The sequence below is a fragment of the Dysgonomonas mossii genome, from assembly GCF_004569505.1.
In the GTDB taxonomy this organism is placed as follows: domain Bacteria; phylum Bacteroidota; class Bacteroidia; order Bacteroidales; family Dysgonomonadaceae; genus Dysgonomonas.
In genome coordinates this window covers 1-14,667 of the sequence record NZ_SPPK01000012.1, presented here as the reverse complement: position 1 = coordinate 14,667, position 14,667 = coordinate 1, and the positions used below count along the sequence as shown (strand labels likewise).

Sequence of the window (14,667 nt, the reverse complement as noted above, 5' to 3'; positions counted from 1 at the left end):
AAAATCCCCTGTTGGGTTACATTCCAGCAGGGGACATTTTTATTTTGGCGTAAGGGGTTAAACGTATTTTGGAAAAGAGGGTCAATTTAGACTTGGCAAAAGGGGGCAATTAACACTGGATTTTCCAATAATGAAGCGGGATATTATTTCGGTGTGGCAATGGCGACCTATGCGAAGAACGGAAACAAATGGGTATTTGGTGCGGAATATCTGGAACGCTATTACCCGTATCGGGAAAAACGATTACCGATAGCACAATTCACGGCTGAAGGAGGTTATTACTACAATTTTTTGACTGATCCGTCTAAAACAGTTTTCCTTTCGTTGGGTGGTTCTGCCCTTGCAGGCTATGAAACATCAAATTGGGGCGAAAAGACTTTATACGATGGCTCTACACTTCAACATAAAGATGCTTTTATCTATGGCGGGGCTATCACACTGGAGATTGAAACGTACCTGACTGATCGTGTTGTATTACTTGTTACAGGGAGAAAACGCATCCTCTGGGGCAACTCTACGGGGCATTTTCACGGGCAGTTCGGTGTAGGAATCAAATTTATAATCAATTAAGAGGCACAGTCTCTTTTGTCTAACAGAATATACAATACAATAATGATGAAAAGAATAAAGACTTTTTTCGGAATAACAGCATGGCTGGCAGCAATAATGCTGCTGGCCTTAGCCTGTAGTAGCGATATGGATATTAATAAGGTTTACGCATTTGATCTGGTTTGTATGCCAGTTCAGAAAAAAATCGTTCAGGGAGAGGTGGCGGAGATCCGTGCACAGATTGTAAAGGAAGGGAACTTCCAAGACACTAAATTCTACATTCGCTATTTTCAAGTAGATGGCAAAGGTCAATTACAACTCGATAATGGCACTATACTTCTACCAAACGATTTATATCTTTTGGAAAAGGAAACGTTTCGAATGTATTACACTTCTCATTCTACTGACCAACAAGTCGTAGATGTGTACATCGAAGATAGCCACGGACAGGTAGTGCAAAAGACATTTTCTTTCCAAAATGACCGGGGTGACGAGGAAGAATTACCAACTGAAACGGAATAGCATGATGACAATGATGATAATCTCATACATAGTTACTTGGGTAAATATGATTTGTGCTTACGTAACTGCTCCAACGGACGTTGAGCTGTGGAATGAAGAAGTTGAATAGTAACAACCCGACAAACGCTCGAAGATTCTTTGGGCGTTTGTCTTATATAAGACTAGACAATGAAATATATAACAATCCTATTGATCGCTTTACTTCATTTGCCTGCATGGAGACAGCAAAGCAATTCTTTAAATAGAAAATCACAAATAGAACACTGTATGAAGCCTATTTATTCCATTACAGCATTTTATCAGATAGCGGATTCTTTACAAATGACTATTGATGAGTTATCGGATTATCCGATAATATCTCCAATAAAGAAGTCTGGGCGTATCTCATCAGGTTTCGGTATGCGAAAGCACCCATGCTACAAAAGACGAAAATTTCATACGGGAATTGATATTCCACAAGCAAAAGGAACTCCAGTGTATGCGGCAGGTAATGGAACAGTGACAGCCATAGGTTACGATTCGGGGTATGGCTATTTTATAGAGATTCAACATGCCAGTGGTTTTCGTTCATTCTACGCTCATTTAAGTTGGATATTGGTCAATGTGGGCGATAAGATAAGCATCACTCAACAAATCGCTTGTATGGGTAACACAGGAGTAGCCACAGGAAGCCATTTGCACTATGAGATAAGGAAAGGTAAACGTTATTTGAATCCGATAGGTTGGTGCTACCTGCTATTTAAATACTTAAATAATGATTTCTCATAGAAAAAACTAAAATCACAGATGAAATATTACTTGCCGAATATCAAAAATTAACAAAAACAACTAACTTTGAAATAAATCAATAGTCTATGAATTACATACAGAAAAATCTACTATCCGGGGAAGAAATAAAATATGTTGCAAAGCTGCATTTTTTCCTATTCGTTCAACCGATTATATTGTTGATTATCGGTGCTTTTTTAGCATCAAGTCCTAAAGAAATATCAGCCATGACTCATTATGCGGGTTTGCTGATTTTGTTCTTTGGGATTGTATCGTTATTGTCAAGAATACTAATAAAAGTAGGTTCTTCTTATGCAGTAACTAACAAACGTGTGATACTTAAAACAGGAGTTATCAGTCGCAGAGCTGTAGATTTGGTATTGGCGAAATGTGAAGGTCTTCATATAAAACAAAGTATCTTAGGTCGGATATTTAATTTCGGAACAATTACTGTTACTACAGGAGGTGTTTCAAGTTCCTATCCGTATATAGCCAATCCATTGGATTTCAGACGGGAAATAAATATGCAGATAGGATAAAAAACATGTAACCTTTGATAACTTACAGATAAACAATTTAGAATATCTTTTTATTAAAAACTAAATATATATAATGCTATGAATTTATTTCGCCAGAAAAGAGTAGAACAACTTTTTGCAGAGACATATGAACGTCTTAGAGTTGAAATCAACAATATTAGTATACCTAATGTTGAGGATCTAAACGATAAGGCTCGTCAACTTACTGAAAAATATAGAGTTGAAGTTCCATCGATCCATAAAGAAGGCATAACTTCTTCCTTAAATTTGGAAGATAGCGATGAACATATCTATAAAGAAAATGCTTATGCTTCTTATCCAAGGAAAGATGTAGTTGCAACTGCGACTTTTACAGTACCAATTACAGGTAATGAAGACTTTTTTGGCTTATTACCTACAATGTATTCTCAAAATTCTTTCTTAGCTTTAGTTAGTGGTGAAAGTTTAAAATTCAAAATCCGAACTGGTTATGTTAGACTGGAATTATCTGAAGAATGGAAAGAGTTTATAAAGAAAACCTCCATTAATGCTGTTGAATTTATAGAAACAAACTTAAAAAATCTAGCTACTGATTTTGATAAATTTAATATTGGGTTATTCCCCGAGATTCTACAAGCTCTAGAGGAAAGAAAAAAGGATTGGATAAAGAAAAAAGAGATTGACAGAGATATTAATCCTTTCAAATAACATATACACTTATGGCAAAAATAAAAATAGAAGAAGTTGTCGATCATTTAGACTCTGAATTTAGAAAAGCACTCGAAGCAACATTAAAAGAGCATTTTCCTAACCAAAGTTTTGATGCTAGGGCAGTGTTTCGAACTTTTAAAAAACAAGTATATAGAAAATGTAGTGCTTGGGAGGATATCCCTGATCAATTTGTTGAAAAAGACTAATGTTTTTAGATGCTAATAATAAATTAAAATTATGAATACAAAATTTTTCATTGACACAGAAGCGAATGATGATGAAGCTTATGGTTTAGCTATGCAGTTCGCTTGTGAACTTGCAAAAAAAGATTCTAACGTAAAAAGAATCGTGTTATATATTCACACAAAGCAAAATACAGGGTGGTTTGATAGATTGTTTGGTAATGAAACCGTAAAAAAATTATTTAATGGTGTTAAATTTAATGATTGCCCTGTTCTTTTTAAGTTTGAAACAAAGTTGACATATAAAGGTGCTATATATGGCAATCCTTCAGATATAGTTATATGTTGTGGCATTGATGCAGATGATATATTAAAAATAGACGATTATCATTCGGTTAAGTATATAATAGCTATACCTTGGTTACGAAAATTAACTGACAAATGGATTAAAACGTGGAATGCTATTGAGATTTCAGGAAGAGGGCAAGAGAATGGCGAAAAATTTCCAGAACCAAGTGATATAGTAAAAATAGCGATGCAAGAATTGACAAATGTGATTAATATGTCAACTGGAATTACCCACCATATGGATAATGATAGAGCAAAAACTTATATTCGGACTTTACATAAATACGAACCGGAATTAAATTCAGAGTTAGTCAGTTCGTATTTGATTAGAGAATTAAACTGGGATACAAGACATGCTAAAGATGTTGAGAAATTAATAGACACTCTTAATGATGGCAGATATTTTCAAGGTGGAGAGAAGACAGGTTTGCAAAACCATTATAAAAGATGGAAGGCTAAAAGTAATGTATGATTACTATTGAAAAGTTATTACAACTTGAAAAAAAATACTATCCAAATACACCAGATGGAATAGTATCACAATATACCAATGGATTGTCTATACCCCAAAATAAGAAAATGGAATTAACCCAATATGGAATAACAGATATTGAGTATTTAATTATATTAATGTTTTGTGGAAACCAAGCCTCAATATTTCAACAACATTTCATCGAAAATCGGACACCAAACGAATTAGAATCTGTTCTTTCTTTCTTACTTGATAGTGTTCTGGACAAACTTCCGTCTGTTGATTTTGAATGCTTAGGTAGATTTGATACATATAGTAATATAGACAATTATAAGGAAAATTCCATAATCAAGATAAACTATTATCTTACTGTTACTCCACATGATCTTGGAGATGTTGCAGAGACTAAAATGATTTGGTTAATAACTCCTTTACCTAAAGAGCAAACGCAAGCAAGATGTATATATCCGATCCATGATCTTCCAGTCCCAGAATATCAAGTTAATTTTAAGAGGAATACAAGGTTTTACATAAATAAAATAGAGCAAACAAGCCCATACCCATTGCTGTATGTAACGGAATTGAAATTGTAAATTACTGCCTCGTTTCGTTTTAGCCCAAAAGTAGAAACTTCGATCCTTCTTTTTAATTCTTTCTCTTCCACATAGAGCCTTATTATTGGATCATGAAGAACATTATATCTACATCATACTTATTTCATAGACTCTAATTAAAAATCATATTTAGAGTTTTTTTACAATAGGATAGGTATCCAGAATACTTGCAGTTGTAAATTTTTAACTATATGAATCAATACTTAGGCTAAAAGTTAGTTCGTAATCTTGCGAATTTAATTATTGTTCGTATATTTACGAATAATAAATATCGAGTCTATGTCAAAGAAAGAATTAACAGCCGATCAGGAGCAATTAGCCCGTTTTGCTAAAGCATTGGGGCATCCGATTCGTATAGCGATATTAGAAATGCTTGCCAATGAGTCATGCTGCTATCATGGCGATATGTCAGAGGTATTACCGATTGCCAAAAGCACGCTGTCACAGCATCTGAACGAACTGAAAGATGCAGGATTGATTCAGGGAACAATTACATTACCCACCGTGAAATATTGTATCAACAGCGAGAACTGGAATAAAGCCAAAGAACTCTTTGGTGGCTTTTTTACCCAATTACAGAATACAGACGAGATTTGCTGATATGATGGACATCAGGTTTGCAACCCCAAAAGATATCCCTGCCATTAAGGAATTATTTCGTTCAACTATCCTTTCAGTCAATTTAAAAGACTATACACCCGAACAGGTCGGATGCTGGGCTGCAAGAGGAGAGGACACGAGTCTATGGGAAGAACGGATAAGTGAGCAATACTTTATACTTGCCGAGGAAAACGATACAATATTAGGGTTTGCGGCCCTAAAATTGGCAGGATATTTAAATTCTATGTTTGTCCATAAGGACTATCAGGGAATGGGCATTGCAACATTCTTACTTAAAAAGATTGAAGAATATGCGCGGTTGAAAGATATTTCAGAAATAACTGCTGATGTCAGTATTACAGCCGAGCCTTTCTTCTCAAAACAAGGCTATGTTATTCTGGAACAACAGACCGTTTGCATTGGTATCTCTATGACAAACTATAAAATGTCAAAAGTTTTATCCTGATATTTTTTTTAATACATATTCGTTATTCGACGAAATAGGAACTGTTAGTATAAACACGAAATTATAAACAATATGAGAATTTTAATTCTGTGTACAGGAAATAGTTGCCGTAGCCAGATGGCACATGGATTTTTACAATCATTCGATCCTTCATTGTCTGTTTATTCCGCAGGGACAAAAGCAAACGGAAAAGTAAACCCGAAGGCAATAGAAGTCATGCAGGATGCAGGGGTGGATATTTCGCACCATAGATCCGATAGTGTAGAGAAATATATGAATGATGAATGGGACTATGTGATTACCGTTTGCGGTGGAGCAAATGAAAGCTGTCCTGCATTCTCAGGAAAAGTAAAGAACCGTCTACATATCGGTTTTGATGATCCGTCCGAAGCTACGGGAACACCCGAATTTATTCAATCCGAGTATATCAGGGTAAGGGATGAAATCAAAACTGCATTTTATAAATTATACACCGATAAGATAAAAGGTCATGAGTAAAAAGAAGATGAGTTTCTTAGATAAGAACTTAACATTTTGGATATTCCTTGCAATGGCTATCGGTGTAGGATTGGGGTACTTTATCCCGTCTTTCAGCAGCTACATAGATTCCATGTCGAGCGGTACAACAAATATTCCTCTGGCAATAGGGCTTATCCTGATGATGTACCCGCCATTGGCAAAAGTAGATTACAAACAACTGCCGAAAGTATTTTCTAACGTAAAAATATTATCTATTTCGTTAGTCCTGAATTGGATTATCGGGCCTGTCTTAATGTTCTTACTTGCCATCCTTTTTTTACACGATTATCCCGAATACATGGTTGGGGTTATTCTGATAGGTCTTGCACGGTGTATTGCGATGGTGCTTGTATGGAACGACCTGGCAGAAGGTAATACGGAATACGGTGCGGGATTGGTCGCCCTGAACAGTATATTTCAGGTATTCTTTTACAGTTTTTATGCGTGGATATTTGTAACAAAACTTCCTCCCTTATTCGGATTTGAAGGGGCAATCGTGGATATATCCATAGGTACAATAGCAGAAACAGTCGCTATCTATTTGGGTATTCCTTTCCTGATAGGTATTCTAAGCCGTTTGATATTGGTTAAAATAAAAGGGGAACAATGGTATAAGGATAAGTTTATCCCTGCAATTTCACCAATTACTTTAATCGCTTTACTATTTACCATTGTATTAATGTTCAGCCTCAAAGGTGAACTGATTGTACAAATACCATTGGATGTAGTGCGTATAGCCATACCGTTATTAATCTATTTCGTGGTGATGTTCTTCCTCAGCTTCTTCGCAGGAAAATTAATGTGTGCATCTTACGATAAAAATGCTTCAATCGCATTTACAGCTACAGGTAATAACTTTGAACTGGCTATTGCTGTTGCTATCGGTGTCTTCGGCTTGCATAGCGGACAAGCCTTTGCAGGCGTAGTCGGTCCGCTTGTCGAAGTGCCTGTACTTATACTGTTGGTAAATATTGCCTTTTGGCTCAAAAAGAAATATTATAAATAAAATAACACTTTTAATATGAACACGAACGAAGAAAAGAAAGCTTTAGTAAAGCAGAGATATAGCGAACTAGCATTAAATAGCGATGCTCTAAAGTCAGGTTGCTGTTGTGGAACGAGTCCTGCTACTCCTTCAAAAAAAGTCTTTACGATCATGAGCGAAGATTACAGCGGACTTAAAGGATATGAAGCCGATGCTGATTTGGGTGTAGGCTGTGGATTGCCTACTGAGTATGCAGGTATTAAAGATGGTAATACCGTTTTAGACTTAGGCTCAGGTGCAGGAAACGACTGTTTTATAGCCAGGGCAGAAGTCGGAGAAAAAGGAAAAGTAATCGGTATTGACTTTTCTCCACAAATGATAGAAAAGGCACGAAAGAACGCAACAAAGCGAGGTTATACCAATGTCGAATTTATCGAAGGAGATATTGAGAATATGCCTTTACCCGATAACTCTATTGATGTAGTAGTTAGTAATTGTGTTTTGAATTTGTTACCAGAGAAAGATAAGATCTTCAAAGAAATATATCGAGTATTGAAAAAAGGAGGTCATTTTTGTATTTCTGATGTTGTGCTAAATGGTGTATTTCCGAAAGAGTTTACAGATAATGCTTCCATGTATGCAGGCTGTATAGCCAGTGCCATACAAAGAGAGGATTATTTGGGTGAGATAGAGAAAGCTGATTTTTCCGATATTAAGATTGAACGAACAAAAACTATTGTCATTCCTGATGAAGTCTTACAGGAGCATTTGGATGAATCGACAATAGCTAAATATAAAGACGGTAATGTCGGAATCTATTCTATTACTGTGACAGGCTATAGAAATAATTCATAAACTCCTGACTCGTTTTCCGTATGAATTTCTTTATATTTGTTCTATGAAATATTTATCTTTTATATTAGCAATAAGTGTATTACTATTATCGGTAATACCTTGCTGTTTTGAGGATAAATGTCTTTCCATACATACGGAAACACTTAACACAGGAGATGATACAAGCAACGCTTGTGATGACTGCTCTGATAACAACTACAGTTGTTGCTCTCCATTTCTCCACTGTAATACCTGTACCGGCTTTCCTGAAGCCCGTTTCTATCATCCTATAACAATCGCATTAGGGTTAGTATCTGATTGTAACTCAGATTATGTATTTAAAGGAGACGTACCTGGTTTTATATCTTCAATATGGCAACCGCCACAAGCATAAACGAACTTATTTTTCACAGGCCATACTAAAATTTTTACGGTAATGCATTCTTTGTAGTATCGTAGCTTTCATGCTATTTCTAATTGAAGATTTAAAACATTTATCATAATGAAAATGAAATTTATGCTGATGCTATTCTTAGCCTTCAGTTTTCCCAATATTTTCGCACAAAATACGCTTAACGTCAAGTTGATTGATTGCGAAACGAAAGAACCTCTGATCGGTGCAAGTATCGTTCTTCAGAACACAACGAACGGCACATCTTCCGACACTGAAGGATTAGCAGTACTCTCAAATATACCGGACGGGAAACAGAAATTCGAAATCACTTATATGGGATATGAAAAGACCATACAAGAATTTATCTTTCCGCTTACTTCGGACGAACTTATTATTATCAAAATTGAACCTGATGAAGAAACATTACAGGAAGTAGTTGTTTCTTCAACAAGGGGAACCCGAACATTTAAAGATATCCCTACTCGTATTGAGTTTATAAATGGAGAAGAGTTAGGAGAAAAAGGAGTCATGAAGCCCGGAGATATCCGTATGCTACTGAATGAAAGTACGGGTATTATGACACAGCAAACATCAGCCATATCGGGCAATTCATCCATTCGTATTCAAGGATTGGATGGTAGATATACCCAGATACTAAAAGACGGTTTTCCTGTATTTTCGGGTGCAGCAAGCGGTTTAGGCTTGTTGCAGACACCACCTCTCGACTTAAAGCAGGTTGAAATAATAAAAGGTTCTTCGTCGACCTTATACGGTGGTGGTGCAATTGCAGGACTGGTAAACCTGATATCAAAAACACCTGAAGAGAAAAGAGATTTTTCAATACACCTGAATGGGACAACAGGTAAAGGGCTTGATGTAAACAGCTTTTTCGGTCAGAAATTCAATAAAGTGGGTACTACTGTATTTGCATCGTATAACCGTAACCGGGCTTATAATCCGTCCGATGTAGGTTTTACTGCAATCCCAAAGTTTGACAGGTTTGTACTGAATCCTAAACTATTTTTATACTTATCTGAAAATACAGATTTCAATTTCGGTATAAACTCTATGATAGAAAACCGTCTGGGTGGTGATATGAAATATGTAGATGGGAAAGGAGATGAAGAACATTCTTATTTTGAAAGGAATAAAACACAAAGACATTCAAGCCAACTTACATTTGAACACCGTTTTGACAAACAAAACCGGTTGAATATAAAAAACAGTGTCACTTATTTTAGCCGCAAGCTAGAGATTCCTGATTTTAAATTTGATGGTGAGCAATTGTCTTCTTTTTCGGAAGTTTCTTATATACATACCAAAGAAAAAACGGAATGGGTAGCAGGTGCAAATATTTGGACGGATAAGTTTACTGAAAAGAAACTGACAGATTTTCCTTTGAGAGATTACAACATGACTACTGTAGGTTTATTTGTACAAAATAATACGAAGATAACGGACTGGATGAACCTAGAAACCGGATTGCGAACAGATTACGTTACAGATTATGGATTTGCTGTATTACCCCGTATCTCGTCTCTTTTCAAGATCAATGAAAAGTTCTCATCCCGTGTGGGTGGTGGATTTGGATATAAAGCACCTACCATCTTTTCAGAAGATAGCGAACGCATCCAGTTTCAAAATGTCTTACCGATAGATGATGATAAGAACAAGTTGGAAAAAAGCTATGGGGCAAATATCGATTTTACTTATAAAGCGGGCTTATTTGGCGACCAGGTGTTTTTAAGTATAAATCAGCTATTCTTTTATACCTACCTTAAAAATCCGCTTGAACTGCAAGCTGCGGAAAACAGCCGATGGCAGTTTAATAACATAGACGGTCATGTCGATAGTAAAGGTGCTGAAACCAATATGAAAATAACGTACAAGGATTTCGGTCTGTTTCTCGGATATACCTATACAGATGCGAATGTTAAGGAAGACGGAAGAAGCTACCAAAAAAACCTTACCCCGAAACATAAAATCAATTCTGTTTTAATGTACGAGGTAGAAGATAAATGGAAAATCGGATTGGAAGCCTACTATACAGGAAAGCAAAAACTGAATAACGGAAAAACAGGGCAGGATTACCTTATTTGCGGATTAATGATGCAACGTATTTGGGAAAAGTTTTCTGTATATGCTAATTTTGAGAACTTTACTGACAGACGGCAAACAAGGTTCGATACTATTTATACGGGTTCGATGACTAAACCTGAGTTTCGGGATATTTATGCACCATTGGACGGCTTTGTCCTGAATGCAGGTATTATAATTAAATTGTAAAATGAAAAAGACAATTTTTAAAATTGAGCAAATGGATTGTCCGAGTGAGGAAAATCTCATTCGGATGAAACTTCAAAATATAAAGGGTATTGCCAAGCAAGAATATGATCTGAAAAACAGGATACTGGCCGTTTATCATACAGGAGATTATCAGGAAATCGAAAGGCAGCTTGCTTCCTTAAATCTTGCTTCACACTTTATTGGAAGTACAGAAGTAATAGGAGAATTTCAGGTAGAGGAAGATAGTAAACAGCGTAAAGTCCTTTGGATTGTACTGGCTATTAACTTCGGCTTTTTCCTGATTGAAATGTCAACGGGTATTATCTCTAAATCAATGGGATTAGTTGCCGATAGCCTTGATATGCTTGCTGATTCCTTTGTCTATGGACTGAGTCTGTTAGCTGTGGGCACAGCAATTAGCAGAAAGAAACGTGTTGCTCTGATCTGTGGATATTTTCAGATATTACTGGCTGCAATTGGTTTTATTGAAGTAATCAGACGCTTTACAGGTGCGGAGGAAATGCCTGTCTTTCAAACGATGATAGGTATATCTATACTTGCCTTGGTAGCCAATGTTATATGCCTGTTTTTGCTCCAACGAACAAAAAGTAAGGATGCCCATATTCAAGCAAGTGTTATCTGTTCGTCTAATGATGTAATTACAAATATTGGTGTTGTTATTGCTGGATTATTGGTATGGTTGTTAGATAATCAAGTACCTGACCTTATTATAGGTAGTATTGTATTTCTTTTCGTAATAAGAGGAGCATTGAGGATACTGAAACTTGCTAGAAATTAAAAGTCTTTGTTCGGCAAATAGATAATAGGTGGATTTTCTATTTGATTATTTATTTGCCGATTTGTTATTATACTTCTCTCAAGAACTGATCATTGTTATAAAACTATGAAAGACAGGATTTTTGCTTCTTTTTCTCCGCATAAAATTTTGTTAACAGCTCATGGAAAAAGAAGCGGCGGAAATTTCTCTCCGCCGTCAGGTCTTCAATTTTCGTTTCAGTTCTTCCAATTGCAGGAGCATAAACGAGTAATTCTCTCCAACCGTATGTCCAGAATCCATCAGAAAGGGACTATTCCTGCACAATTTGCATTGCTTAATAGCCTTATTCAAATTTGTAACTTCGATGGACTTCCCTGTTATATTTTTAATTTTCATCGTCTTTAGTTTCTGATTTAAACACATACCAACTATCTCTATAATTCTCGCCAAGAAGGTTAAAAGCTCCTGCCAGATTGCTACTTTGAGCAAACTTCTTGGCTTCCAAAATAGATTTGAACTCTCCCAATTTTCGGAAGCCAACAAATAAGGTGTAAACATTTTCTTTCATCATGCTGCTAATCTATTTTCTATAAGTGATATATTTTGCTCTACAAGTTGTATTATTCTATTGTGGTGTTTAGTGTTCTTGTTACATACTCCACGGCTTTGAACAACTTTTAATTGCGAAATTGATACCTCAATTGTTTCAATGCGTTTGCCATCAATACAAGCCGATAAGATTAGCGAATCGGCTTTTGAGTAATAACCACCTACGCAATGATGCATCATTTTTCCTTCCAATATTATATCTGCTATGCTCTCCAAGACACGAACACTGATAGTACCATCTGAAAACGAAAGTCCGAAAAATTTGCCTTTTTCTTCTCTGAATGAATCTTCCTTTGCAATTTGCTTTTCTATTTCGGCTTGTGCATCTGCTTTAGCTCTCCTAATAACATATCGGTCATGTTCGGTTTTTAGGTTAGTCGGACAAACGTATTTTGCATTGTGCAAATCTTTGCCAAAGAATCGAAGCATATCTATATAGTCGCACCAAAGAATGGCATCTTCAATTTTGTATTTGTTGCGGATAGCTATTTTGATGGATTGCCAATAACTGTCAATATTCTTCCAACCCATATTCATAATACGTTCTAATAGCTTTGTATAGCCTGCTTTGATAAGTGTTTCGGCTCTGCTGTCACTCAGTAGGGTACGGAATAAGTCTAAAGGGTTCTGTCCATATAATGCTTTTTTATAGCCACTTCTTTTCAATTCGGGTATAAGTTTCTGAGGTGGATAGATTTCGCCCATACTTCCTATTTTGTCATAGACGTTTATGTAAAACTTATTGTTGCTATTCTCGTTTCGCAATTCTAATGGAGTATGAAAAAACCATGAATCAATACAATACGTCCCCATCGTTTGGCGAAGTCGGGCAAAGGTGTAATGTTTCCCATCGGGGGCAATCCAACGTTGCATCACTTCGGAATATGAAAGTTTTGTCGGTTCTCCTATTTTGGATTTATAACTTAACATGATGGTGCGTATCACTTGATAGCCTTTGTGAGCCGTGATGATGTTCATATAATAACTATCATCAAATGTTCGTTTCTTGGTGGTCTTAGCTATTAATTTTGATTGACAATTCGGGCACTCGCACCCCAAAAGGGTATTGGCTAATTCTCCCATCCCTTGCCACGAGTGACCGCACTTGGTACAAGTAACAATTCCTTTCTCAGTTCTTCGTCCAACATATTGCATAGCGTGGTCGTATCCCCATTGGATTTGCGTTTTGGTAAGTTTGGGCAATGTTTTACTTGCTTCTACTACTTGTTTTTGGAGTTTATTCTTTGGTTTCATAGGTCGATAATTTAAAAGTCAAATAGACTTGGTTGGAGATTTAATGCTACTCTTTTGGCTTTCTTAGTTGGCTGTGTCATTTTTCGATAGGCTTCGTCTTGTGCCTTTTGCATAGCCTCTTGACGTGCTTTCTCTTTTTCTTCGGCTGTTAATACGACTACATGATTGACTGCTACCTGTGCATTGTGCATCGGTTTACCTATTTTGATGTTGTCTTCGTCATAGAAATGTACCGCCATGCCGAATATTTCATCATCGTGAAAACCATTGCAACCGCTTTTCTGTACTTGGTTTAGGATATAAGTCACGCAATCCTCTAACTTCTTTTCGGGCAGGGAGTAACGGAATGAAAAAAGTAAATCTATCTCTGCACGTTTGTCTAAATATGCCTTTATCGTATTTTGGAAATGGTTTGTTGCTTTCATAATCTTGGGGTGTTGTAGGGCAGGTTTACCGCCCCTTGTTATTATTTTATTTCTTTGGCTCTATGGGAATGAATATGAAAATTGAAGGCTTGTAAGGTCTGTTATATATATCGGTACTGCTTTTTAGTTTTCGGCTTAATACTTCGACTTTTATAGCATCATTCGGTACTTTATTTGTTCTACCAATTGAATACAAAGCACTTAGTTCAATATCAACTTTATAAACCTTGCTGTTATAGTTTATTTGTTCGGGGAGGTTTGCTCTTTTAAATGTTTTCATCTTCTTGAGTGATTATATGTTCTTTGGGTATGTTTATTCCATAGTTTTGAGCATCCATTTTTAATGATCGTGCTACTTGGGGGTAGTTGGTATCAATCCAATCAAATTCATCTACAAAATTGTATTTATCATCTATTCCCATTGCCGTCTCATTGGTCACTAAAACACCTTTAGGGATTGTTATTTCGCCATAATTTCTGAAATTGATTGTTACAGACTTAGCTGTTACTTTTCTATTCGTTTTCATTATATCCTATGCTTTATATTTATACTTCCTTAGTTTTCTGATAATTAATTTAATCCAAAGTAGTACGCTAAGCGTTGCTCCTGCGACTTTGAAAATATCCATCCTGCTAACCTTTTTCCGTTAAAGGTCAGTCTGCTGTTAAACTTTCCTCCCATTGCTTTGAGTTCGTCTTTGATGGCTGGAAAATCCAGTGTTAATTGCCCCCTTTTGCCAAGTCTAAATTGACCCTCTTTTCCAAAATACGTTTAACCCCTTACGCCAAAATAAAAATGTCCCCTGCTGGAATGTAACCCAACAGGGGATTTT

The 14,667-nt window shown here is 36.2% G+C and carries 21 protein-coding genes and 1 pseudogene; 15 read left to right on the top strand and 7 right to left on the bottom strand.

The window, feature by feature from the left end; all coding sequences use genetic code 11:
• Positions 1-123 precede the first annotated feature (123 nt).
• From E4T88_RS17105 to arsM, 13 genes and pseudogenes are all read left to right on the top strand, one after another.
• Positions 124-570 (top strand): annotated as a pseudogene (locus E4T88_RS17105) (conjugal transfer protein TraO); the annotation flags it as partial.
• 42 nt (positions 571-612) lie between these two features.
• Positions 613-1,071 (top strand): DUF3872 domain-containing protein, encoded by a 459-nt coding sequence (locus E4T88_RS17100; protein WP_050702554.1) that lies wholly within the window; start codon positions 613-615, stop codon positions 1,069-1,071.
• A 168-nt stretch (positions 1,072-1,239) separates the two neighbouring features.
• Complete coding sequence (locus E4T88_RS17095; protein WP_135107519.1) at positions 1,240-1,839, top strand: M23 family metallopeptidase; 600 nt, start codon at positions 1,240-1,242, stop codon at positions 1,837-1,839.
• An 86-nt stretch (positions 1,840-1,925) separates the two neighbouring features.
• Positions 1,926-2,378, top strand: coding sequence for a PH domain-containing protein (locus tag E4T88_RS17090; protein ID WP_050702552.1), 453 nt, complete (start codon positions 1,926-1,928; stop codon positions 2,376-2,378).
• Between the two features lie 78 nt (positions 2,379-2,456).
• Positions 2,457-3,065 (top strand): hypothetical protein, encoded by a 609-nt coding sequence (locus tag E4T88_RS17085; protein ID WP_050702551.1) that lies wholly within the window; start codon positions 2,457-2,459, stop codon positions 3,063-3,065.
• Between the two features lie 11 nt (positions 3,066-3,076).
• The gene (locus tag E4T88_RS17080) at positions 3,077-3,274 is read left to right on the top strand and encodes a hypothetical protein (protein WP_050702550.1); all 198 of its coding nucleotides are present in this window, start codon (positions 3,077-3,079) and stop codon (positions 3,272-3,274) included.
• Between the two features lie 31 nt (positions 3,275-3,305).
• Positions 3,306-4,070, top strand: a complete 765-nt coding sequence (locus E4T88_RS17075; protein ID WP_050702549.1) for a DUF1889 family protein — start codon at positions 3,306-3,308, stop codon at positions 4,068-4,070.
• A complete protein-coding gene (locus E4T88_RS17070; RefSeq protein ID WP_050702548.1) occupies positions 4,067-4,663 on the top strand; it encodes a hypothetical protein in 597 nt (198 codons plus the stop codon). Before E4T88_RS17075 ends, E4T88_RS17070 begins: the two co-directional genes overlap by 4 nt.
• Before the next feature lie 300 nt (positions 4,664-4,963).
• Positions 4,964-5,284, top strand: coding sequence for an ArsR/SmtB family transcription factor (locus E4T88_RS17065; RefSeq protein WP_050702547.1), 321 nt, complete (start codon positions 4,964-4,966; stop codon positions 5,282-5,284).
• 1 nt (position 5,285) lies between these two features.
• A complete protein-coding gene (locus tag E4T88_RS17060) occupies positions 5,286-5,750 on the top strand; it encodes a GNAT family N-acetyltransferase (RefSeq protein ID WP_050702546.1) in 465 nt (154 codons plus the stop codon).
• A 72-nt stretch (positions 5,751-5,822) separates the two neighbouring features.
• Positions 5,823-6,248, top strand: coding sequence for an arsenate reductase ArsC (locus tag E4T88_RS17055; RefSeq protein ID WP_050702545.1), 426 nt, complete (start codon positions 5,823-5,825; stop codon positions 6,246-6,248).
• On the top strand, positions 6,241-7,275 hold the full coding sequence (arsB, locus tag E4T88_RS17050; RefSeq protein ID WP_050702544.1) for an ACR3 family arsenite efflux transporter: 1,035 nt from the start codon (positions 6,241-6,243) through the stop codon (positions 7,273-7,275). Before E4T88_RS17055 ends, arsB begins: the two co-directional genes overlap by 8 nt.
• Before the next feature lie 15 nt (positions 7,276-7,290).
• Positions 7,291-8,109, top strand: a complete 819-nt coding sequence (gene arsM, locus E4T88_RS17045; protein WP_050702543.1) for an arsenite methyltransferase — start codon at positions 7,291-7,293, stop codon at positions 8,107-8,109.
• A gap of 85 nt (positions 8,110-8,194) precedes the next feature.
• Here arsM and E4T88_RS17040 read toward each other — a convergent pair whose 3' ends face one another.
• Positions 8,195-8,374 (bottom strand): hypothetical protein, encoded by a 180-nt coding sequence (locus tag E4T88_RS17040; protein WP_135107517.1) that lies wholly within the window; start codon positions 8,372-8,374, stop codon positions 8,195-8,197.
• Between the two features lie 216 nt (positions 8,375-8,590).
• Here E4T88_RS17040 and E4T88_RS17035 point away from each other — a divergent pair, with 216 nt between their 5' ends.
• Both E4T88_RS17035 and E4T88_RS17030 read left to right on the top strand, forming a co-directional pair.
• Positions 8,591-10,768, top strand: coding sequence for a TonB-dependent receptor (locus E4T88_RS17035; protein WP_050702542.1), 2,178 nt, complete (start codon positions 8,591-8,593; stop codon positions 10,766-10,768).
• A 1-nt stretch (position 10,769) separates the two neighbouring features.
• Positions 10,770-11,567 carry a cation efflux transmembrane domain-containing protein gene (locus tag E4T88_RS17030; protein WP_050702541.1) on the top strand — a complete coding sequence of 266 codons (798 nt, stop codon included), beginning with the start codon at positions 10,770-10,772 and terminating at the stop codon, positions 11,565-11,567.
• Between the two features lie 195 nt (positions 11,568-11,762).
• Here the strand turns inward: E4T88_RS17030 and E4T88_RS17025 are convergent, their stop codons facing one another.
• Genes E4T88_RS17025 through E4T88_RS17000 form a run of 6 tightly spaced genes read right to left on the bottom strand, consistent with a single transcriptional unit; the run spans position 11,763 to position 14,361 of the window.
• On the bottom strand, positions 11,763-11,942 hold the full coding sequence (locus tag E4T88_RS17025) for a hypothetical protein (protein WP_050702540.1): 180 nt from the start codon (positions 11,940-11,942) through the stop codon (positions 11,763-11,765).
• Positions 11,932-12,117 carry a hypothetical protein gene (locus tag E4T88_RS17020; protein ID WP_050702539.1) on the bottom strand — a complete coding sequence of 62 codons (186 nt, stop codon included), beginning with the start codon at positions 12,115-12,117 and terminating at the stop codon, positions 11,932-11,934. The genes E4T88_RS17025 and E4T88_RS17020 overlap by 11 nt, the downstream gene beginning before the upstream one ends.
• Positions 12,114-13,409, bottom strand: a complete 1,296-nt coding sequence (locus E4T88_RS17015; protein ID WP_050702538.1) for a PcfJ domain-containing protein — start codon at positions 13,407-13,409, stop codon at positions 12,114-12,116. Before E4T88_RS17015 ends, E4T88_RS17020 begins: the two co-directional genes overlap by 4 nt.
• Positions 13,410-13,420: 11 nt before the next feature.
• Positions 13,421-13,834 (bottom strand): PcfK-like family protein, encoded by a 414-nt coding sequence (locus E4T88_RS17010; RefSeq protein WP_050702537.1) that lies wholly within the window; start codon positions 13,832-13,834, stop codon positions 13,421-13,423.
• 46 nt (positions 13,835-13,880) lie between these two features.
• Positions 13,881-14,114 carry a hypothetical protein gene (locus E4T88_RS17005; RefSeq protein ID WP_050702536.1) on the bottom strand — a complete coding sequence of 78 codons (234 nt, stop codon included), beginning with the start codon at positions 14,112-14,114 and terminating at the stop codon, positions 13,881-13,883.
• Positions 14,101-14,361 carry a hypothetical protein gene (locus tag E4T88_RS17000; RefSeq protein WP_050702535.1) on the bottom strand — a complete coding sequence of 87 codons (261 nt, stop codon included), beginning with the start codon at positions 14,359-14,361 and terminating at the stop codon, positions 14,101-14,103. Before E4T88_RS17000 ends, E4T88_RS17005 begins: the two co-directional genes overlap by 14 nt.
• Positions 14,362-14,667 lie beyond the last annotated feature (306 nt).